This is a genomic window from Pseudomonas sp. NPDC099000 (genome assembly GCF_044759925.1).
Classification (GTDB): domain Bacteria; phylum Pseudomonadota; class Gammaproteobacteria; order Pseudomonadales; family Pseudomonadaceae; genus Aquipseudomonas.
In genome coordinates, this window is record NZ_JBIWAF010000001.1 from 425,502 (window position 1) to 445,070 (window position 19,569).

15 protein-coding genes are annotated in these 19,569 nt (G+C 61.7%); 3 read left to right on the forward strand and 12 right to left on the reverse strand.

Features of this window, described 5'->3' with window-relative positions:
- Position 1: 1 nt before the first annotated feature.
- On the forward strand, positions 2–2,233 hold the full coding sequence (gene glgB, locus ACIQV9_RS02035) for a 1,4-alpha-glucan branching protein GlgB (RefSeq protein ID WP_403097467.1): 2,232 nt from the start codon (positions 2–4) through the stop codon (positions 2,231–2,233).
- Positions 2,234–2,383: 150 nt separating this feature from the next.
- Here the strand turns inward: glgB and ACIQV9_RS02040 are convergent, their stop codons facing one another.
- Positions 2,384–3,457, reverse strand: coding sequence for an autotransporter domain-containing protein (locus ACIQV9_RS02040; RefSeq protein WP_403097470.1), 1,074 nt, complete (start codon positions 3,455–3,457; stop codon positions 2,384–2,386).
- A gap of 527 nt (positions 3,458–3,984) precedes the next feature.
- On the opposite strand from ACIQV9_RS02040, the gene ACIQV9_RS02045 reads away from it, so the two are divergent.
- The gene (locus tag ACIQV9_RS02045) at positions 3,985–4,755 is read left to right on the forward strand and encodes a DUF2092 domain-containing protein (RefSeq protein ID WP_403097473.1); all 771 of its coding nucleotides are present in this window, start codon (positions 3,985–3,987) and stop codon (positions 4,753–4,755) included.
- A 1-nt stretch (position 4,756) separates the two neighbouring features.
- Positions 4,757–5,320 carry a hypothetical protein gene (locus tag ACIQV9_RS02050; protein ID WP_403097476.1) on the forward strand — a complete coding sequence of 188 codons (564 nt, stop codon included), beginning with the start codon at positions 4,757–4,759 and terminating at the stop codon, positions 5,318–5,320.
- Between the two features lie 12 nt (positions 5,321–5,332).
- On the opposite strand, the gene ACIQV9_RS02055 is transcribed toward ACIQV9_RS02050, so the two are convergent.
- From ACIQV9_RS02055 to treZ, 11 genes are all read right to left on the reverse strand, one after another.
- Positions 5,333–6,133, reverse strand: a complete 801-nt coding sequence (locus tag ACIQV9_RS02055) for an endonuclease/exonuclease/phosphatase family protein (RefSeq protein ID WP_403097479.1) — start codon at positions 6,131–6,133, stop codon at positions 5,333–5,335.
- A gap of 196 nt (positions 6,134–6,329) precedes the next feature.
- Positions 6,330–7,088, reverse strand: coding sequence for a PIG-L deacetylase family protein (locus ACIQV9_RS02060; protein ID WP_403097482.1), 759 nt, complete (start codon positions 7,086–7,088; stop codon positions 6,330–6,332).
- 124 nt (positions 7,089–7,212) lie between these two features.
- Positions 7,213–7,872 carry a glycosyltransferase gene (locus ACIQV9_RS02065; protein WP_403097485.1) on the reverse strand — a complete coding sequence of 220 codons (660 nt, stop codon included), beginning with the start codon at positions 7,870–7,872 and terminating at the stop codon, positions 7,213–7,215.
- Positions 7,869–8,468 (reverse strand): SAM-dependent methyltransferase, encoded by a 600-nt coding sequence (locus tag ACIQV9_RS02070; RefSeq protein ID WP_403097488.1) that lies wholly within the window; start codon positions 8,466–8,468, stop codon positions 7,869–7,871. The genes ACIQV9_RS02065 and ACIQV9_RS02070 overlap by 4 nt, the downstream gene beginning before the upstream one ends.
- Positions 8,465–9,223: a PIG-L deacetylase family protein gene (locus ACIQV9_RS02075; RefSeq protein ID WP_403097491.1), complete on the reverse strand. Its 759-nt coding sequence runs from the start codon at positions 9,221–9,223 to the stop codon at positions 8,465–8,467. Before ACIQV9_RS02075 ends, ACIQV9_RS02070 begins: the two co-directional genes overlap by 4 nt.
- A complete protein-coding gene (locus ACIQV9_RS02080; protein WP_403097494.1) occupies positions 9,220–10,209 on the reverse strand; it encodes an acyl-CoA dehydrogenase in 990 nt (329 codons plus the stop codon). The genes ACIQV9_RS02075 and ACIQV9_RS02080 overlap by 4 nt, the downstream gene beginning before the upstream one ends.
- 1 nt (position 10,210) lies before the next feature.
- Positions 10,211–12,370, reverse strand: a complete 2,160-nt coding sequence (glgX, locus tag ACIQV9_RS02085) for a glycogen debranching protein GlgX (RefSeq protein WP_403097497.1) — start codon at positions 12,368–12,370, stop codon at positions 10,211–10,213.
- 196 nt (positions 12,371–12,566) lie between these two features.
- A complete protein-coding gene (locus ACIQV9_RS02090; RefSeq protein ID WP_403097499.1) occupies positions 12,567–12,884 on the reverse strand; it encodes a DUF2934 domain-containing protein in 318 nt (105 codons plus the stop codon).
- A 26-nt stretch (positions 12,885–12,910) separates the two neighbouring features.
- Entirely contained in the window at positions 12,911–15,694 is a 2,784-nt protein-coding gene (locus ACIQV9_RS02095; protein ID WP_403097502.1) for a malto-oligosyltrehalose synthase, read from the reverse strand.
- Positions 15,691–17,769, reverse strand: a complete 2,079-nt coding sequence (gene malQ, locus ACIQV9_RS02100; RefSeq protein WP_403097504.1) for a 4-alpha-glucanotransferase — start codon at positions 17,767–17,769, stop codon at positions 15,691–15,693. The genes ACIQV9_RS02095 and malQ overlap by 4 nt, the downstream gene beginning before the upstream one ends.
- Positions 17,766–19,562: a malto-oligosyltrehalose trehalohydrolase gene (treZ, locus tag ACIQV9_RS02105; protein WP_403097507.1), complete on the reverse strand. Its 1,797-nt coding sequence runs from the start codon at positions 19,560–19,562 to the stop codon at positions 17,766–17,768. Before treZ ends, malQ begins: the two co-directional genes overlap by 4 nt.
- Between the last annotated feature and the right edge of the window lie 7 nt (positions 19,563–19,569).

The window sequence follows — 19,569 nt, forward strand, 5'->3', positions numbered from 1 at the left end:
TATGAGTTTCTCGAACAAGGAACAGGGTCACGCTAAAGAGGCGCTACTGCCCAGATCGCGGGATATCGACGCGCTGGTTCGCGCCGAACATCACGACCCTTTTGCAATTCTCGGCCCCCATGGCGATGACGCCGGTGGGCAATTCATTCGGGCTTATCTGCCAGACGCCCTAAGCGTGCAGGTACTGGCCAAGGACTCCGGGGAAGAACTCGGCAACCTTGAAGCCACCCAGACGCCGGGCCTGTTTGTCGGGCACTTCGATCGGGCACAGCCGTATCTGCTGCGCACCCGCTGGGCCGGCGGTGAACAGGTTTCCGAGGACCCCTACAGCTTTGGCCCGCTGCTCGGCGAGATGGATTTGTACCTGTTCGCCGAAGGCAATCACCGCGACCTCAGCGCCTGCCTCGGCGCGCAGCTGAAGACGGTCGACGGTGTCGACGGCGTGCGTTTCGCCGTGTGGGCACCGAACGCCAAACGGGTGTCGGTGGTCGGTGACTTCAACAACTGGGACGGTCGTCGGCACCCGATGCGTCTGCGCCATCCCACCGGGGTCTGGGAAGTGTTCATCCCGCGCCTGCAGGCGGGGGAAACCTACAAATATGAAATCCTCGGCGCCCACGGCATTCTGCCGCTCAAGGCTGACCCGATGGCCCTGGCCACCTCGCTGCCGCCGGATACCGCGTCCAAAGTCGCTTCTGCGCTGAACATTGATTGGCAGGACCAGGCGTGGATGCAATCCCGTGGCGAGCGGCATCTGCCGAGCGCACCGCTGTCGATCTACGAATTGCACGCCGGCTCGTGGCAATGCGAGCTGGACGATCTGGGTGAAGTAGCGCGCCAGTACACCTGGCACGAACTGGGCGAGCGGCTGATTCCTTACGTGAAGGAGTTGGGATTCACCCACATCGAATTGATGCCGATCATGGAACACCCGTTCGGCGGTTCCTGGGGTTATCAGTTGCTGTCGCAATTCGCCCCGAGCGCCCGCTACGGCTCACCGGACGACTTCGCGGCCTTCGTCAACGCCTGCCACCAGGCGGACATCGGCGTGATCCTCGATTGGGTGCCGGCGCATTTCCCCACCGATACCCACGGCCTGGCGCAATTCGATGGCACCGCGCTGTACGAATACGGCAATCCGCAAGAAGGTTTCCATCAGGACTGGGACACGCTGATCTACAACCTGGGCCGCACCGAAGTGCATGGCTACATGCTGGCCTCGGCGCTGCACTGGCTCAAGCATTTCCACGTCGACGGCCTGCGGGTCGATGCCGTGGCGTCGATGCTCTATCGCGATTACTCGCGCAAGGCCGGGGAATGGGTGCCGAACCGTCACGGCGGGCGCGAGAACCTCGAAGCCATCGACTTCCTGCGCCACCTCAACGACGTGGTCGACCTGGAAGCGCCGGGTGCGCTGGTGATTGCCGAGGAGTCCACCGCGTGGCCGGGTGTCAGCCAGGGCACGCAACAGGGCGGGCTGGGCTTCGACTACAAATGGAACATGGGCTGGATGCACGACTCGCTGCATTACATCCAGCAAGATCCGGTGTACCGCGCCCATCACCACAACGAGCTGAGTTTCGGCCTGGTGTATGCCTGGTCCGAGCGTTTCATCCTGCCGATCTCCCATGATGAAGTGGTGCACGGCAAGCACTCGCTGATCGACAAGATGCCCGGCGACCGCTGGCAGAAATTTGCCAACTTGCGGGCCTATCTGAGTTTCATGTGGGCGCATCCCGGCAAGAAGCTGCTGTTCATGGGCTGCGAATTCGGCCAGTGGCGCGAGTGGAATCACGATCAGCAACTGGACTGGTACTTGCTGCAATACTCTGAACACAAGGGCGTGCAAAAACTCGTCGGCGACCTCAATCGGCTGTATCGCGCAGAGCCAGCGATGCATGACCAGGACGACGCGCCGCAAGGCTTCCAGTGGTTGATCGGCGATGATGCGATCAACAGCGTTTACGCGTTCCTGCGCTGGAGCAAGGACGGACGGCCGGTGTTGGTGGTGGCGAATTTCACGCCGGTGCCGCGTCAGGCCTATCGCATCGGCGTACCGTACGCCGGGCGCTGGGGCGAGGTGATCAACAGCGACGCGGCGATGTATGCCGGGTCCAACTATGGCAACAGCGGCGGGGCGTTTACCGAGGAAGAGCCGAGCCATGGGCAAGAGCTTTCGCTGGTGCTGAATCTGCCACCGCTGGCGGTGTTGATCCTAAGTCCCGAGGGTTGATCTAGTACCGAGTCGCTCCCATCGCGGGCAAGCCCGCTCCCACATGATCGTTCCCACGCTCCGCGTGGGAATGCAGCCAGGGACGCTCTGCGTCCGTTGAGGCATTCCCACGCGGAGCGTGGGAACGATCACATTCCTGAAGTCAACCATTCACCACCGCATCCGCACACCCAGACTCCCGATCAACCCGTTCAAATCATTGTCATCCACATCACTGCTGTAATCGGCGCTGACGTAAAAGCTCACCGCAGGCGTGACTCTGGCCACCAGCCCCAACCCCACTTCGACCGTCGATGAATTGCGACTGCTGCTGATCTTGTCGACCTGATCGAGGGTCACGGTGTTGCCGGTGTACACGGTGTGCCACAAGTTGGTCCGCACATAGGGTTCGACCCCCAGACCGTTGATGTCGTAACTACCTTTCAACCGTGCGCCGACCCGGCCGCTCCAGGACGTCAGGTCGCTGGACGATGCATTGCTTGAACCGGCATAGGGCGTATCCAGCGTGATGCGCTGATTGATCAACTGCGCTTGCGGTTCGACCACCCAGTTATCGCTCACGCCAATCGGAAAACCGCCTTCCACCGACAACGTTACCGCGCTGCCTTCGGTCGCCATCCGCGCGCCCTGGTCGTTACGGCTGTAACCGTTGACCCGGCCGCCACTGGCCGACAAATCCACGTGCCAGCCTTGTGGCCCGGTCAGGCTCCAGTAGGCGCCGAGGCTCTGGCCTTGAAGGTTGAGGGTGTCGTGGTCTGGGTCGGCGAGTGCGCGACTGGTCAACAGGCCGTTGCTGTTGCCTTGTAACTGAGTCATCCCGCCGATCAGGCCGACCCGCTGGGTATGGCCGCTACCGCTCTGCAGGGTCAGGATCGCCGGGCCTTTGAATTCGGTGCTGCCAGGGATAGAAAAACCCTGGGTCATTACATCGGTTTGTGCTTGTCGCGATGCCTGCCCGTACAGCTGGTCCCAGGCCGAAGGCGTGGCATCTTCGATGGTCAGGCGTGAACTTCGTGTGTCGGAGGCGGCGCTGAAGTGACCGGGGTAGGGGGCCGTGACATTGATCGTGGGCAAGGTCATTGCCGGAACATCCTGGCGATACCAGGAGGCGGTTTCATCCTCTGCGGGCCCTGCTTGCACCTCCATGGAAGAACACAGCAACAGTGAACTCGAGACAGTGCAAAAAGTGACTTTGATCTCTTGTTGGGTGAATGAAGTTTTCATGGGGGTCTACCTTGCAATCGCATGCTGTATCTCGCTTTGGCGTCTCTCCTACCCCGAATGAGGGGCGACCGAATGGATTGAGGCAAGCCGCTGGCCGCCCGATTTCGCGGGTGTCCTGGAGGTTTGCCCCTGGTGGATTTCCGGGGGTAGTAACGTGTAGCTAAGAAGACCCTTGACAGGGCGTCAAGAAAATGGCCGATAAGTGGTAGTGGTATTTTAGTGCTCGCAAGTGACTGATTTATGCCGCACATCTAAGTTCTTGTTTGTTCGAAAAATCGTCAAAAAACCCGCATGGCAGAGCCTTTGGATAGTGGGCTATCGGTCTGTCGGGGCGAGGTTCAAGGCACGCTTGCCCCGCTATGTTTGTGTCTCGATTCTGTCAGTAATGCTGCGCTGAAATGAACGCAAGGTTACCGGCATCCCGTACCGGTTTGTCTGTCTGGCAAACAGGGTTGGCCGCGACTAGGCTGAATAATCAGCCATGACATTCGGGCCGCATGCCCGGCGCAGGGACAGGAGCGAAATCGATGAAAACCCAAACCAGTGTTTTCTGCCTGATGTTCACTCTGGCCCTTGCCCCGGGAGCTCGAGCCGAAGAAGCCCCCGTGGCGGATGCCACCCCGACCATCAATCCGCAGGTGGTCGACAAGCTCATTGATATGGGCAACTACCTGCGCAGCCTGTCGAAGTTTCAGGTAGACGCCGAAGTGTCCCGGGATACCGTTCTGGAGACCGGCCAGAAGATCAAGGCCGAGGCGTCCACTACACTGAAAGTACAGGGGCATGATCGAATGTATGCCCGGACAGAAGGCGATGTTCGAACGCGAGAGTTCTTCTACAACGGCAAGAAACTGACCCAGTACTCACCGTACCTCAAGTACTACACCACGGTGGATGCCCCACCGAAGGTGTCCGAAACCCTGCACATGATCGAAGACCATTACGGGATCCAGATCCCCATGGAGGACCTGTTTCTGTTTGGTAGCGATCAGGCGCAGATCGATGCCCTGAAAGAAGCCCTGTACGTGGGCCCGTCGACGATCAAGGGCCAACTTTGTGATCACCTGGCCTTTCGGCAGGAGGGCATCGACTGGCAATTGTGGATCACCCGGTCCGAGAAGCCGCTGCCCTGCAAACTGGTGATCACCACCACCGACGAGAAGAGCTTTCCGGAATACAGCGCGGTGTATCACTGGAACCTCAAGCCTGGCCTCCAGGAATCGATGTTCACCTTCAAACCGGCCAAGGGTGATGTGGCGATTCCGTTGAAGAAAGCCGCTGAGCAGGGAGGGGAATGACATGAACCGGACAATGTCGTGGAGCCTGTTGTTATCGCTCGCCACCGCCGCAGTGCTGACCGTCGGCCTGATCGCCGAAGCGGATGCCCGGCCGCGGGGCCAAGGCCAGGCGAGGGCGTCGGTCAACCGCGCGCCGGCACCCAATGCCCAGCGGGCGCAACGGATCAATACCTCGCAACGCGCGAGCAACGTCAATGCGGGCAATCGAGTGAACTCAGGCAACCGGGTCAATGCCGGGAACAACGTCGGCAACCGTACCAACATCAACAACAGCACCCGTAACGTCAACATCAACAACAATCGTGATGTCGACATTGATGTCGACGGGCGTGGCCGCTACGGCTACGACAATCACTACCATCCGATCGCCACGGCGGCGGCCGTGACCGCAACGGTCGCGGTGACAGCGGCCGTGGTCGGCTCGATCTTTACGCCTGCACAAATGCCCACGAGTTGCGTGGAGGTCATGCAGTACAACACGTTGTACATGCAATGTGGTTCGACCTGGTATCAACCGCAGTATCAGGGCAGCAATGTCACCTATGTCGTGGTCAACGCGCCTTGATGCGTTAATTACTCAGAGGTGCACTTCCACCGCCAACGGCAAGTGATCCGACAGGTGCGTCCAGGGTTTATTGCCGAGAATTCGCGGGTTGTGGCTGCTGGCGTTGCGCAGGTAGATCCGGTCCAGGCGCAGCAGCGGAAAGCGCGCCGGGTAGGTTTTCGCGGGGCGGCCATTGTGGCGCTCGAAGGCTTCGTGCAGGTAATCGCGACGGGCGAGGGCGACGTTTCCTTGCAACTGCCAGTCGTTGAAGTCGCCGGCGATGATCACCGGCGCATCGTCGGGCAGGGATTCGAGCAGTAGGCAGAGCAGTTGAAGCTGCAACTGGCGATGACTTTCCAGCAAGCTCAAATGCACGCAGATCGCATGGACTTCAGCGTGCCCTGGTACGTCCAGTACGCAGTGCAGCAACCCGCGCCGTTCGGGGCCTGTTATCGAGACGTCGAGGTTGCGGTGTTCGCGAATCGGGTACTTCGACAGCAACGCGTTGCCGTGATGGCCGTTGGGGTAAACGGCGTTGCGGCCGTAGGCGAAATCGCTCCACATGCTGTCGGCCAGGAACTCGTATTGCGAGGTCTGCGGCCAGTCGTTGTAACGGGAAGAATGCCGATCGTGCTCGCCGACCACTTCTTGCAGAAATACAAGATCGGCCGACGTACTGCGCACCGCTTCACGCAGCTCCGGGAGGATGAAACGCCGGTTGAGGGCGGTAAACCCTTTGTGGGTGTTGACCGTCAGCACCCTCAATCGATGAATCGCCGGGGGCGAGTTCAAGGGCACTGATTCAACGGCTCGCTGCTCGGCATCGCTGGTCACGTTCACTCCTCTGAATCTGGGCTGCTTATGTATGCGACTGATGCAGCGGCGGGCAGTTCAGTTTGAGCGACACCCTTCCATGTAGGAGTGAGCCTGCTCGCGATAGCGGAGTGACATCCAGCATTGATGTCACTGACCCACCGCTATCGCGAGCAGGCTCACTCCTACAGGGATCCATGTCGGATCGGGAATTGTGTCAGACGAAGACAACTTCGTACGGCAGGCGCATTCGCTCCAGTATTACCCGGGGCAGCAGCGGCGCGATGCCGATGGCCGGTTCGCCGTCGAGCTGGCTGGCATAGGCGTGGGTGGCGTGGCTTTTGCGCGCGACAGTCCAGGTGTCGAGGCGTATTTTGCGCGCACGATGCCAGGGAAAGAGTCCTTGATCCCGGGTCGGCCAGTGCCAGGCCCAGACCGGCAGTTCGTTGAGCGTCGCGCCGACCATGCTCGCCGCATTGGCGCTCGCGCGGCCGACGGCGTCATGATCGCAGGTGCCGTCTTCGCGCCAGGTGCTGAACACCACGTCGCCGGGGCGCAAATAACGGGCGATGAATTGCGTCAGTTGGGTTTCATGCTTGGCCAGGGCGTTGTCGGTAAAGCCGCCGCGAATCCACTTCAGGCTGTGCATCGGCAAACCGAGCCGGCGCAAGGCTTCGACGCTTTCCTGGCCGCGAAACACGCTCAGGCGCTTCTCTGACCATTGTTGCGAGCCCGGATGGCTGGCGCTGCCATCGGTGATCGAGATCAATTGCAGGGGATGACCCAAGGAGGAAAGGAGCTGAAGCAAGCCACCACACATGACTACTTCATCGCCAGGATGCGGCGCGATCACCACGGCACGTGCGCCAGTGGGGACCAGGGTCTCGGTGTTGATGACGGGGATGTTGTCCAGTTGCAGGGCGCTGTTCCAGACCTGTCCCGGCAAGCTGCTTTCGATGAGGGAAACGGGTTTCATCGGGCTACGTCCTTGTTCTGTTTGAGAGCAATGTGCAGCGCTCCATACCCTGGATTGCCGCGAGGAGAGTATTGCTCAAGTCACGCTATTCGTCGCGTGGTGCTGTCATCTGAGACGGTATTTTTTAACCAGGCTGTGCCAGGCCCCGCAAATAATCGCCGAAACCTCCGCGTGCCCGGCTGTCCAGTCGGGCACTGGTGAGCACTTGCGGACGATGGCTCCAGGCGATGTTGGCGCCGCTGCGTTCGAGTTGCCGCACCAGTTGAACATCTTCGTCACAGGCCAGCGGTTCGAAACCGCCGGCGCGCTGATAGGCGACAGCGCTAATGCCCAGATTGGCCCCGTGAATGTGCCGATGACCGTCGCGGGCCTGATAGTGCTGGTGATAGCGAATCTGAGCCGATTCATCGAACGACTCGTGCCACGCCTCCACCGTGACCGTGCCGCACACTGCATCGACATCGAGGGCCAACTGCGCCACCAGCCAATCCTGCGCCACACGGCTGTCGGCATCGGTACAGGAAATCCAGCGTGTCCCGCGCTCCAGCAGAAACCGTGCGCCGGCAGCGCGAGCCTGACCGACGTTACGCGCCTCGATTGCCAGACTGTGCACCGGGTAGGCGCTGACGATCTCCGAGGACCGGTCGGTGCAACTGTCGAGCACCACCAGCACCTCGACGGTTTCACCGCCCAGCAGATCGTGTTGCGCGGCGAGCAGGGCCGCTTCAAGGCAGTCTTCGAGCAAGTCTTCTTCGTTATGCGCGGGGATCAGAATGCCAATCATCGCAAGCCCTCCAGAGCCGCCACGGAGCGTGGTTCACGACTCCAGAGTTCCAGCAGAAAATCCGCTTCCTGATGCAGCACCAGGCGCGGCAAATGCAAATGTTCGTGCAACAAGTCATGGACTTGACGGGCATTCAGCGGACAGCCGTCGATGGGCGGGCGCCAGTGGCAAGCCAGCAGTTGGCCGTCAGCGGTCAGCGACTCTGCGGCGTGTTCGATCAGGCGTTTCAGGTCATCGGCGTCGAGGTAATAGCCGATCTCGCTGAGGACGATCAGGTCGAATTTCTCGTCCGGCCAATCCGCAGGCAAGCGGCTGTGGCGGACTTCGGCATGGTCGAACGGGCCGAGTCGGGTGCGGGCCAGCGTTACGGCTGCGGCGGCGGTGTCGCAACACAAAAGACGATCACAACGGCTGGCCAGGTCAAAGCTCAGCTCGCCGTTGGCACAGCCGGGTTCGAAGATCGCGCGGTAGTGAGGGCGGGGCAGTACGGCGAGGGTGATTGCGCGTTTGCGTTGCTCATACCAGCGCTGACGGAACGACCAGGGATCATCGTTGCCGGCAAACAGACCGTCGAAGTAGCGATCCTCCACGCTCATAAAAACACCACCTCGAACGGCTGCAACAGTCGCTCCAGCACATAGGGCGCGAGCACGGGTGGCAAACCGATTTGTGGGTCACCTTCTAACTGGCTGGCAAAGGCGTGGATCGCGTGACGTTTGCGCGCGACCAAGTGCGGGGCCAGGAGGATTTTCCGCGCCCGGTGCCACGGCACGAAACTGTCTTCAGGGGCTGCCCAGTGCCAGGTCCACACGGGCAATTCATGCACGGTGGCACCGGCGCGTTTTGCCGCTGCGGCGCTGGCCCGCCCCACGGCTTCGTGATCGCAATGCCCGTCTTCGCGCCACGTGGTGAATACCACGTCGTTGGGGTGCAAGTGACGTTCGATGAATTCACTCAATTCGGTTTCTCGATTGGCGACCCGGCTGTCCTTGAATCCGCCGCGCAGCCATTTCAGGCTGTGCAGTGGCAGGCCGAGTCGCCGCAAGGCTTCGACCGATTCCTGAGGCCGGACCGCGCTCAGGCGCTCCACCGGCCAGCGCTCGGAGCCGGGATGGCTGGCGCTGCCATCGGTGACCGAGATCAGTTGCAAGGGCCGACCGGCAGCAGCGAGCAATTGCAGGAAACCGCCGCAGCCCAGCACTTCGTCATCCGGGTGCGGGGCGATAATCACTGCGCGGGCACCTTCCGGCACCAGGCTCAGGATGTCGATCACCGGTAACTGCGCCAGGTGGCTGGAGGTCTGCCACCGATGAAGCGGCGTGCCCTGACCGACGATAGGGTTGGTTTTCATAACGTCCATGTTCCGGTAATGACGGTTTGGCCGAGGGCGGCGAGGTCCCGTTCGGCGTGGCTTTGGCGCAGGAATACCGGCAGGTCGGCGATCAGTCGGGCGAATTGCCGATCCCTGCAATAGGGACCCGCGCCGAGGGCGTGACCGACGTGCAGCATGACCTGTTCGGCGGTGTGTTCCACCACCGCCCGGGCGCGCCGGGCCAGCAATTCGGCGTCGTCCAGCGGGGCGGCGTCGATCATCAGTGCGCTGACCCGCAACACCTCGGCGGCGGCATGCAGCGCACTGTCGACGGCGCCCAGATGGGCGAGGGCGTGGGGTTCTTCACGTTGGGCGCAGTGCGTGCGCAGGCGTTCGGCGATGCTCTGTGCCGCGCCGTACCAGCAGGCTGCAATGCCGATGCCGCCCTGCCAGAAACCGGGCCGATCCAGGTAATCGCCGCGGTAGCCGATGGCTTGTCCTTCGGCGCCTTCGAACAGCACTTCAACGCTGCCGGTGGCGCCCATGCCGACGGCTTGCCAGCCCTGATCGGTAACGGTCACGCCGGGTTGATCCAGCGCCACCGCGACCAGTTGCTGGCAGTCTTGATGATCCCAGGCCGTGAGCAACGCATGGCTCAACACCGCCGCGCCCGAGCACCAAGCCTTGCGCCCGTTCAACACCACCATGTGTCCTTGCGGACGGACGCGCACCCGCGCCTGTGGCGGTTCAGCGGCCCACATGCCCCACGTGCTGCCCGGGGTTGGCGAGCCACCGAGTTGCTGGATGATCGCCAGCGCATCGGTATGGCCTTCGTACAATTTGCACAACCCCAGGTCATGCCCACCGACTGCGGCCAACCGCTGGAATCGCTCCAGCGTCTGGCCGCCGCCCGGCAGCGGAAGCTGATCGAGTCCAGCCTCCACCAGCGCCCGCAGGCACCGGCCTAGCGCCTGAGTATCGGCGTAGTCCGGTGGCTGGCGATCGAGAAAGGCTTGAACGTCCATTTCACTCTTCATCCTCATGCTGCAATTCGAACAGCAGCAGCGAACGGCCGGTGACGGAATACTCGTGACCGAACTCGAAGCGTTCCTGCCCGCGAATCGACGGTTGATTGGTGTCGATCATGCACGTCCAGTGATAGCCGTCCGGCACTTCCGGCAAGGTGAAGTTGACGATGTCGTGGTGCGCGTTGACCACCAGCAACAGGGTCGCGTCACCGCCCTTGCGACGGATACCGGTTTCCTGTGCGCGGCCATCGAGCAACATGCCGAGGCAGCGACCGTGGGCTTCTTCCCATTGTTCGGTGGACATTTCGCTGCCATCCGGGGCCAGCCAGGTCACGTCCTTGACGCCGATGTCCTCGTTGTAATTGCCCACCAGGAAGCGTCCGCGACGCAGGATCGGATACGCCAGACGCAGCTTGATCAGGCGTTTGACGAACTTGAGCAGGGCCTTGCCGTCTTCGCTCAGGTCCCAATTGACCCAGCCGATCTCGCTGTCCTGGCAATAGGCGTTGTTGTTGCCTTCCTGGGTCCGGGCGAATTCGTCGCCGGCCACCAGCATCGGCGTGCCTTGGGACAGCAGCAGCGTGGCAAAGAAATTGCGCATCTGACGCTGACGCAGCTCATTGATCTCGGGGTCGTCGGTCGGGCCTTCGACGCCGTGGTTCCAGGACAGGTTGTTGTTGCTGCCGTCCTGATTGTTCTCGTCGTTGGCTTCGTTGTGCTTGTCGTTGTACGACACCAGGTCGTTGAGGGTGAAACCGTCATGGGCGGTGATGAAGTTCAATGAAGCATAGGGGCGCCGGCCGCGCTGATTGAACATCTCGCCGGACGCGGTCATGCGGCTGGCGAAGTCGGCCAGTTGGCCGTCATCGCCTTTCCAGAACGCGCGCACGGTGTCGCGGAATTTGTCGTTCCACTCGACCCAACCCGGCGGAAAACCACCGACCTGATAACCACCGGGGCCGCAATCCCAGGGTTCGGAAATCATTTTCACCTGACGCAGCACCGGGTCCTGACGGCAGGCTACAAGGAAACTGTGACGTTCATCAAACCCGTCGTGGTAGCGCCCGAGAATGGTCGCCAGGTCGAAGCGGAAACCGTCCACGTGCATTTCCGTGGCCCAGTAACGCAGGGAGTCGGTGACCATTTGCAGCACGCACGGATGGCTCAGGTCCAGGGTATTGCCGGTGCCGGAATCGTTGATGTAGAAGCGCTTGTCATCAGGCATCAAGCGGTAGTACGAGGCGTTGTCGATGCCGCGCATGGACAAGGTCGGGCCTTGTTCATTGCCCTCGGCAGTGTGGTTGTAGACCACGTCGAGGATCACTTCCAGATTGGCCTCGTGCAGGTGCGCGACCATCTCCTTGAACTCGGCGATCTTGCCGCTGGCCAGGTAACGCGGGTCCGGGGCGAAGAAGGCGATGCTGTTGTAGCCCCAGTAATTGGTCATGCCTTTGTGCAGCAGATGCTGGTCGTTGACGAAGGCGTGGATCGGCAGCAACTCCACCGATGACACCCCGAGCTTGCGAATGTGTTCCAGCACGTCATCGACCATTAACCCGGCGCAGGTGCCACGCAGGTTCTCGGGGACGGAGGGGTGACGCATGCTGATGCCGCGCAGGTGGGTTTCATAAATGATCGTCTTGTCCCACGGGATGCTGACGCGTTGATCATTGCCCCAGGTGTGAGCCGGATCGATGACTTTGCACTTGGGCACGAAGGGCGCACTGTCGCGCTCATCGAAACTCAGGTCAGCGTCCGGGTGGCCGATGGTGTAGCCGAACAGCGCTTCAGACCACTTCAACTCGCCGACCAGTTGTTTGGCATAGGGGTCGATCAGCAGTTTGTTGTGGTTGAAGCGGTGACCGTTGGCCGGGTCATACGCACCGTAGACACGGTAGCCGTAGATCAGCCCCGGATGGGCGTCGGGCAAATAACCGTGGTAGATCTCATCGGTGTATTCGGGCAGTTCGATGCGCTCGAGTTCGACTTCGCCAGCATCATCGAAAATGCACAGTTCGACTTTGGTGGCGTTGGCGGAAAACAAGGCAAAGTTGACCCCCAGACCATCCCAGGTCGCACCCAGCGGGAAGGGCAAGCCTTCACGGATTCGCGAGGCCTCGGCGTGAGGTTCTGGCGCGGCTTTCTTTGGACTGGTCATACATGCTCCTGCAAAAAGGGGGGATTCTTTGTAGGAGCGAGGCTTGCCCGCGAAGGCGGTGTTTCAGTCACATTTGAATCGACTGACATGCCGCCTTCGCGGGCAAGCCTCGCTCCTACAGGTTTTTCGTGGGCGAGCGAGCCCACGGTGGCCAGGGGGCTGGCCACGAGGTCAATCAGAACAGGTTCGGGAAGCGTCAGACCGCAGGCGGTTTACGCGCTGCTTTTGGCTTCTTCTCTGCAGCTTTTTCGCCAGGCGGAATCACCTTCGACGCCCCAGCAGGCTTGGCCTTGGCTTTCGGCTCCGGCACCTTGCCATTGGCGGTTTTGGCCACAGCAGGTTTGGCAGCCGTTTTACTGCCGGCAGCCTTTGGCGATTTCTTGGGGGCCAGGGCTTCGGCTTCAGCCAGCTTGCGCGCCATCTCCCAGTGCCGGGCCTCCTGGCCTTCGGGTTTTCCTTCCGATTCCCAGATTTGATAGGCAAACTCGCGAACGCGTTTATCGTCGGTACTCATCGCAATACTCCTGAACTGAACTGAACTCAAGCTTGGGTAAACGTTTGAATAAAGAGATTGACCGGGACATCCCCCAGCGCGGCGCTGATGTTCAGCTCCTTGTGGTGTGTGACTGCTGTGCTCGAGAAAAGTCCCTTCAGATTTTCCTCGGCGGCGGTAAACGGTAATTTGACCCGCGTATCGCCCCAGCGCAGCGCGTCAACCTGGGGTTCGGCACTGTTTTCCAGCAGCGGGGCGCAACGTATCGGTACGATCACGATGGCCCGCTTTCCCTGATGTTCGCGAGCAAAGGCCAGCACCCGGTGAGCCTGGCTGCCAACGACCTCAAGGGCTTGATACGTCCCTCGCCGAAACAGCTGCGCATGCTCGGCCCGCAGGTTCAACACTTGCGTGATCAGGGTTTGCTTGATGTGCCCGTCACGCCAGTTGGCCAACAGGTCGGGCAGATTCAACGGCACCTGCATCGCATGTTGGCGGCTGGCGTAATCCACCGGCCGGCGGTTGTCCGGGTCCACCAGCGAGAAGTCCCAGTACTCGCTGCCCTGGTAGAGGTCCGGGATCCCCGGCACGGTCATGCGCAGCAAGGTTTGCGCCAAACCGTTGATCGCACCGGGAGCGGCAATGGTTTGAACCGCTTTGCCGAGGGCCGCGCGTAACAGCTCACCCTCGGGGCTCAGCAGCAGACGCTCGATAAAGACCTGCATGGCTTTTTCATACGGTTCGTTCGCCGCGCTCCAACTGCTTTGCAACTTGGCTTCACGCAAGGCTTTCTGTTGCCATTGCCACAGGCGTTTAGCGTAGTCCTCAAGCGCCGGTTGATCGTCACTGCGCAGGTCCAGCGGCCAACTGCCGAGGATCGCCTGATAGAGGATCAACTCATCGCCCGCCGAGGGCATCTGATCGTCTTCACGCAGAGGCCGGGCGAGTGTTCGCCACAGCGGGACCTGCTCGGCGTACCAGGCACTGCGTTCACTCAACACCGCCAACCGCGCGCGGGTGTCTTCGCCGCGCTTGTGGTCGTGGGTGGCGGTGGCCAGCAGGTTGTCCGGAAACTGTTCCAGGCGATTGATGCAGACGGCATGGAAATCTGCGACCGGCGCACTGAATTGCTCGGTGCTAAAGCCCACGTCATTGCGCGACAGCAGCACCGCCGAGCGATAGAACGCGGTGTCTTCCACAGCCTTGGCAGCGGCGGGTGAAGTCAGTTGCTGGAACCGCACGCAGGCATGCTTGAGGATCTTGCGCTGACGGCCCACCGGGCGTTTGCGCCACGGCTCACCGCCCAGCCAACCGGCCAGGCAATCCAGCACTGGCCAATCGGCCTCGCCGAGGGTTTGCCGTGCACCGTCCATGGCCTGCTGTAAAAACACATCGTCTTCGGCAGACCGGCCACGCGGGCTGATGTAGGTGCGGTACACCGGGAAGTGCACGATCAGTTCCTGCAACGCCCGGCGGATCGCGCCAAGGGTCAGGTCGCGGGTCATCAGGTCGTCCCGGGCCACTTGCAGCAACGCCTGGGCAACACTCTCGAAATCACCGGCCAATGAACCGTTGAGAATTTGCTGACGCGCCAGTTGCGCTTCCTGACGGAAATCGGCGGGCCGTTCGCTGTAGCGATTCCACAGATGACCGAGGTTTTCCGCGCCTTGTGGGTCGTGCTGCAGCAACGACAACTGGTTCATGAATTCGTAACCGGTGGTGCCGTCCACCGACCAGTCGCGGTGCAGGGTTTCACCTTCGCCGAGGATCTTCTCGACGTAGATCGGCAGGTGCCGGTCGGGCGACAGCGTATGGACCCGACGCCGCAGTTTGCGGCAGTAGCCGCGCGGGTCGGCCAGACCGTCGATATGGTCGATGCGCAGACCGTCGACCAAGCCTTCAGCCACCAGCTCGAAGATTTTCGCGTGGGTCGCTTCGAACACGGCCGGACGTTCGACCCGCAGGCCGCCCAATTCGTTGACATCGAAAAAGCGCCGCCAATTGATGTCATCCGCCGCCGTGCGCCAACTGGCCAGGCGATAACTCTGGCGTTCGAGCAGGTTGTGCAGGCGCTGGAAACCCTCGGGAGTTAGCGAATCGTAGGCGCTGAGATTTTGCTGGATGCATTTGAGGAGTGCAGGGTCGCTGGCCAGTTCACGCAGTTCCGCTTTCAGCGGCACCGCCAGACTGTGCGCGTCGGTCTGGTAGCTCAAGGCACTGAAACGGTCGGCGAGAAACTTGAGCGGTTCGTCATCGGATCGCAGCAGTTCACCGTAGCTCGACGGGCAGATCGGGAAATGGTGATCGTAGTGTTCGACATAAAACGCGCCGCGCTGTGCATCGAAGCGCAAGGGCAGGGTGCCGTCCTGCAAGGCGACGCCGTAGTCGCTGCCGAGGAACGGCAACAGCAATTGTCCCTCCATCAGCGGGTCGGGCGAGTGCCATTGAATGTCGAAAAATTCGCCGTAAGGGCTCAGGCGTCCCCATTCCAGCAAGTCCAGCCACCAAGGGTTATCGCCGCCACCGACGGCCATGTGGTTGGAGACGATGTCGAGGATCAGCCCCATCTTGTGTTCGCGCAGGGTCGCGACCAATCTGCGAAGGGCCGCTTCGCCACCCAACTCAGGGTTGACCGTGGTCGGGTCCACCACATCGTAGCCGTGCATGGACCCGGCACGGGCGGCGAGCAGCGGCGAGGCATAGACGTGGCTGATGCCCAGGCTGGCAAAGTACGGCACCAGTGGCACCGCTTGATCCAGCGTGAAGCCTTTATGAAATTGCAGCCGCAGGGACGCGCGAAGCGGCAGCGGTTGTATTAACGGGTGATTCATTGGTCACGCTCGCCAGCCTGAAGTCGCGCACAGGCGAGCAATTCCAGGCGCCGGGCGGCGTCCGGGTCATCGAGCAGCGCTTCGCTGCCGCCGGGCAAGCGCCGCGACCAGTTGGGGTGCGTGTCGATGGTGCCGGGCAGGTTGGCCTGCTGTTCTATGCCCAAAGCATCTTCCAGTGGCAGCAACACCAGCGGCGCGCGGGTATGACCGAGGAAGCGGACCGCCGCGTCCAGTATCTGGTCTGTCTCATGGGACTCTTCGCGAAAGTTCTGCGGGTCCTCGCTCAACACGCGACGCAGGCCTTCGCGCTCGCGTTCACGGTGCTGGCGCCATTCGATTTCGCCCGTGGCGTCGACCAGACCCAGCCGGGCGTTCCAGTCGATATCACGGCCATGCCACCAGCCATTGAGCGTCGGCAGGTCATGGGTGCTGGTGGTCGCGAGGGCGTTGTCCGGCCAGTCGAGAATCGATTTGAAGTGTGCGTTGTCCTGTTCAAACAGCAACACCCGCATGCCGAGGATCGAGCGGGCGATGAGTTTTTCCCGCAAGCCATCCGCCACGGTCCCGAGGTCTTCGCCCAGGACGATCGCCTGATGGCGATGGGATTCAAGGCTGAGCAAGCGCAGCAGGTCGTCCACCGGGTAATAAAGGTAGGCGCCGTCGGCGGGCGGCGAGCCATTGGGGATCACCCACAGCCGTTGCAGGCCCATGACATGGTCAATGCGCAAGCCTCCGGCGTGGGCGAAATTGGCCCGGAGCATTTCGATGAAGGCGCGAAAGCCATTGCGCACCAAGCCTTCCGGGGAGAACGCGGAAATGCCCCAGCCCTGGCCTGTGCGGTTGAGAATGTCCGGCGGCGCGCCCACGGTCAGTGAGGCCAGCAATTCATCCTGGCGACTCCAGGCCTGACTGCCACCGCCGTCGGCACCCACCGCCAGATCAGCGATCAGCCCGATGCTCATCCCCGCGCTGCGGGCGGCGGTTTGCGCGCGCTCCAGGCAGCGGGTGATCAACCATTGGCAGAAGGCGAAGAAGCCGATGCGCCCGGCGTTCTCTTCGGCAAATTCGGCGAGGGCGGCGCTGCGCGGGTCGCGCCATTGTTCCGGCCACTCGCGCCAGTCGAGGGTTTCGCCCTTGGCGGCGCGGGCTTCTTGAATGGCTTCGAAGCGGCAGTGGTTTTCCAGGGCCTCACCGGCCGCGTGGCGGAAACTGCTGAAATCGGTATGCAACGGGTGTTCGCCCTGGACGAAGCCTTCGTACAAGGCTTGCAGCAAACGATGCTTGGCTTCGGCGGCCACAGGCCAGTCAATCAGCGGCTGTTCTTCCAGGTGTTGCAGTTCTGCGGCCAGGCCCGTCGCGTCAATCGCAGCACGCCACGCGCGCTCGCCGAGAATAGCGCCCGGCGCGGCGTAAAGGCTGTTGAGAAACAACCGGCTGGACGGTGAATACGGGCTGTAGCGCTGGGTATCGCTGCCAAACATCGCGTGCAGCGGACTGATCGCCAACGCCTCGGCACCGCGTTCGCCGGCCACTCGGGCCAGGTCTTCCAGCGCCTGGGTATCGCCGAACCCGCCATCGCCGGGGCGACGCAGCGAGTACAACTGCACGCTGAGGCCCCAGGTCCGCGGAATCGGACTGTCGACGGCATCGCCGACGCTGTAGCAACGCGTCGGTGCCACGGCCAGGGTAAAGGATTGTCCGTCGATGCTGACGTGCTGATAACCGACCGGGACGATGCCGGGCAGCAGCGCCTCGGCGTCCAGTTTCAGGCTGAGTCGCGAGCCATCTTCAAGGTGGATCTCGCACGGTGTTTGCGGCTCAAAGAAATGCGCCAGGTCGAGGCCGACACCGAAGTCGGCGGTGATCAACGGCGGCAGGTGCCGGGTCTGTTGCACCTGCTGCAATTGCAGGAGGCTGGCGTCGATTTCCTGTGCGGAGCCGGCGGGGTGGCCGAGGCCGGTCAGGACGTTCCGCAATACCGAGGGGGCGACTTTCTGTGGGCGGCCGTTGGCGTCGATCCAGTCGACTGCCAAACCGGCACGGCTGGCCAGTATTTCCAGTTGCGCATCACTCATTGGCGCTCTCCATCCGGGGGTAGCAAAGGGGCTGCGGCCGTGAGGCTGACTAGCGCGCAATACGGGGCAAGGGTGCCCTGTTCCAACAGGCCGGCCGACTGAGGCGGAGTTTCGAACAACAACCTGGCGTCGGCCTGTGGGGAGTGGACCACTGGCTTGTCGCTGAGGTTCAGGTCAATGCGCAGCTGTCGGCCATTACCCAATAGCCAGCGCGCCGTCACGGCACCTTCGGCCAGTACTTCGGCCCCCAGGGCCTGAGCCCCTGGCAGATGCGGAATGATGTGGTCATGACGAATCCGCAGCAGCTGGTGATACAAACCCTGCATGGCCGATTGGCGGGTGGCGGTCAGCTTCGGCCGCGACGCTTCAAAGGTCTGTTGTGCGTTCGGATCGGGGATCTGTTCCCGTTTATGCGGATCAGTAAAGGCGCTGAACGCTGCAAATTCGTTACGTCGTCCTTCGCGGACCAGCTCCGCCAGTTCACCGTGGTGGCTGGTAAAGAACAGGAACGGCTGCTCGGCAGCGAATTCGTCGCCCATGAACATCAGCGGGATCATCGGTGACAGCAGCAACAGCGCGGTCGCCGCTTTCAAGGCGTCGAGGTGGGCCAGTTGATGCAGGCGTTCGCCAAAGGCGCGGTTGCCGATCTGGTCATGGTTCTGCAAGAACAGCACAAACGCGCTGGGCGGCAAGTGACCGCTGGGTTCGCCCCGGGTTGTGCCGTGGCGGGTCACGTGGCCCTGAAACACGAAGCCCTGGCTCAGGCAGCGCGCCAGTTTTCCCGTGGGGTTGTCGGCATAGTCGGCGTAATAGGCGTCGGTTTCACCGGTCAGCAAAACGTGCAAGGCATTGTGGCCGTCATCGTTCCACTGCGCGTCGAAGCCTTCCTCCAACAGGCTGGCCTGGTTGTGTTCGTTCTCGACCGTCAGCCAGACATGCCGCGCCGGATCGGTCTGTTGCCGAACCCGTTGCGCCAGTTCCTGGAGAAAGTCCGGGCTCTCAATGGCGTGCACCGCATCCAGGCGCAAGCCATCGAAGCGGTATTCCAGCAACCACATCAGTGCGTTATCGATAAAGAAGTCGCGCACCTCGCGCCGCCGGAAATCGATGGCCGCGCCCCAGGGCGTGTGCTTGTCTTCGCGAAAGAAGCCCTTGGCGTAGTGATGCAGGTAATTGCCGTCCGGGCCGAAGTGGTTGTAGACCACGTCGAGAATCACCGCCAGGCCATGGCCGTGGGCAGTGTCGATCAGGTGTTTGAGTTGTTCGGGAGTGCCATAGGAGGCTTGGGGCGCGTAGGGCAGAACCCCGTCGTAACCCCAGTTGCGCTCGCCGGGGAACTGCGCCAGCGGCATCAGTTCGATTGCGGTGATGCCCAACTCTACAAGGCGCGCCAGGTGCTGCTCGACCTCACTGAAACCGCCAAGCGCACCGACGTGCAATTCGTAGATGACCGCCTCGTTCCAGGGGCGACCGGTCCAGGCACTGTTTTGCCATTGATAGGCCAGGGGATCGACTACCACGCTGTGGTCGCCGATATCACCGGCCTGCGCGCGGGAGGCCGGGTCCGGCACCTCCAGCTCGCCATCAATGTTGTAGCGGTAGCGCGTACCCGCCGGACAGCGGGTCTTGATCACGAACCAGCCATCAGCCTGAGGCAGTAGCGGCAAGGATTGTCCATCTTCCAGTTCGACACTGACGTAAAACGCATCTGGCGCCCACAAGGCAAAACGCGTGTGTTCTGCGTCCAGCATGATTGCGCCGTGGGGCCAGGTCTCAAGGGTCCGTAACGGCATCGTTGAA

What these genes read in the sequence shown, in the direction of transcription:
- glgB (WP_403097467.1), top strand. Translation starts at nt 2, where the DNA reads ATGAGTTTCTCGAACAAGGAACAGGGTCACGCTAAAGAGGCGCTACTG.
- ACIQV9_RS02040 (WP_403097470.1), bottom strand. Translation starts at nt 3,457, where the DNA reads ATGAAAACTTCATTCACCCAACAAGAGATCAAAGTCACTTTTTGCACT.
- ACIQV9_RS02045 (WP_403097473.1), top strand. Translation starts at nt 3,985, where the DNA reads ATGAAAACCCAAACCAGTGTTTTCTGCCTGATGTTCACTCTGGCCCTT.
- ACIQV9_RS02050 (WP_403097476.1), top strand. Translation starts at nt 4,757, where the DNA reads ATGAACCGGACAATGTCGTGGAGCCTGTTGTTATCGCTCGCCACCGCC.
- ACIQV9_RS02060 (WP_403097482.1), bottom strand. Translation starts at nt 7,088, where the DNA reads ATGAAACCCGTTTCCCTCATCGAAAGCAGCTTGCCGGGACAGGTCTGG.
- ACIQV9_RS02065 (WP_403097485.1), bottom strand. Translation starts at nt 7,872, where the DNA reads ATGATTGGCATTCTGATCCCCGCGCATAACGAAGAAGACTTGCTCGAA.
- ACIQV9_RS02070 (WP_403097488.1), bottom strand. Translation starts at nt 8,468, where the DNA reads ATGAGCGTGGAGGATCGCTACTTCGACGGTCTGTTTGCCGGCAACGAT.
- ACIQV9_RS02075 (WP_403097491.1), bottom strand. Translation starts at nt 9,223, where the DNA reads ATGAAAACCAACCCTATCGTCGGTCAGGGCACGCCGCTTCATCGGTGG.
- ACIQV9_RS02080 (WP_403097494.1), bottom strand. Translation starts at nt 10,209, where the DNA reads ATGGACGTTCAAGCCTTTCTCGATCGCCAGCCACCGGACTACGCCGAT.
- glgX (WP_403097497.1), bottom strand. Translation starts at nt 12,370, where the DNA reads ATGACCAGTCCAAAGAAAGCCGCGCCAGAACCTCACGCCGAGGCCTCG.
- ACIQV9_RS02090 (WP_403097499.1), bottom strand. Translation starts at nt 12,884, where the DNA reads ATGAGTACCGACGATAAACGCGTTCGCGAGTTTGCCTATCAAATCTGG.
- ACIQV9_RS02095 (WP_403097502.1), bottom strand. Translation starts at nt 15,694, where the DNA reads ATGAATCACCCGTTAATACAACCGCTGCCGCTTCGCGCGTCCCTGCGG.
- malQ (WP_403097504.1), bottom strand. Translation starts at nt 17,769, where the DNA reads ATGAGTGATGCGCAACTGGAAATACTGGCCAGCCGTGCCGGTTTGGCA.
- treZ (WP_403097507.1), bottom strand. Translation starts at nt 19,562, where the DNA reads ATGCCGTTACGGACCCTTGAGACCTGGCCCCACGGCGCAATCATGCTG.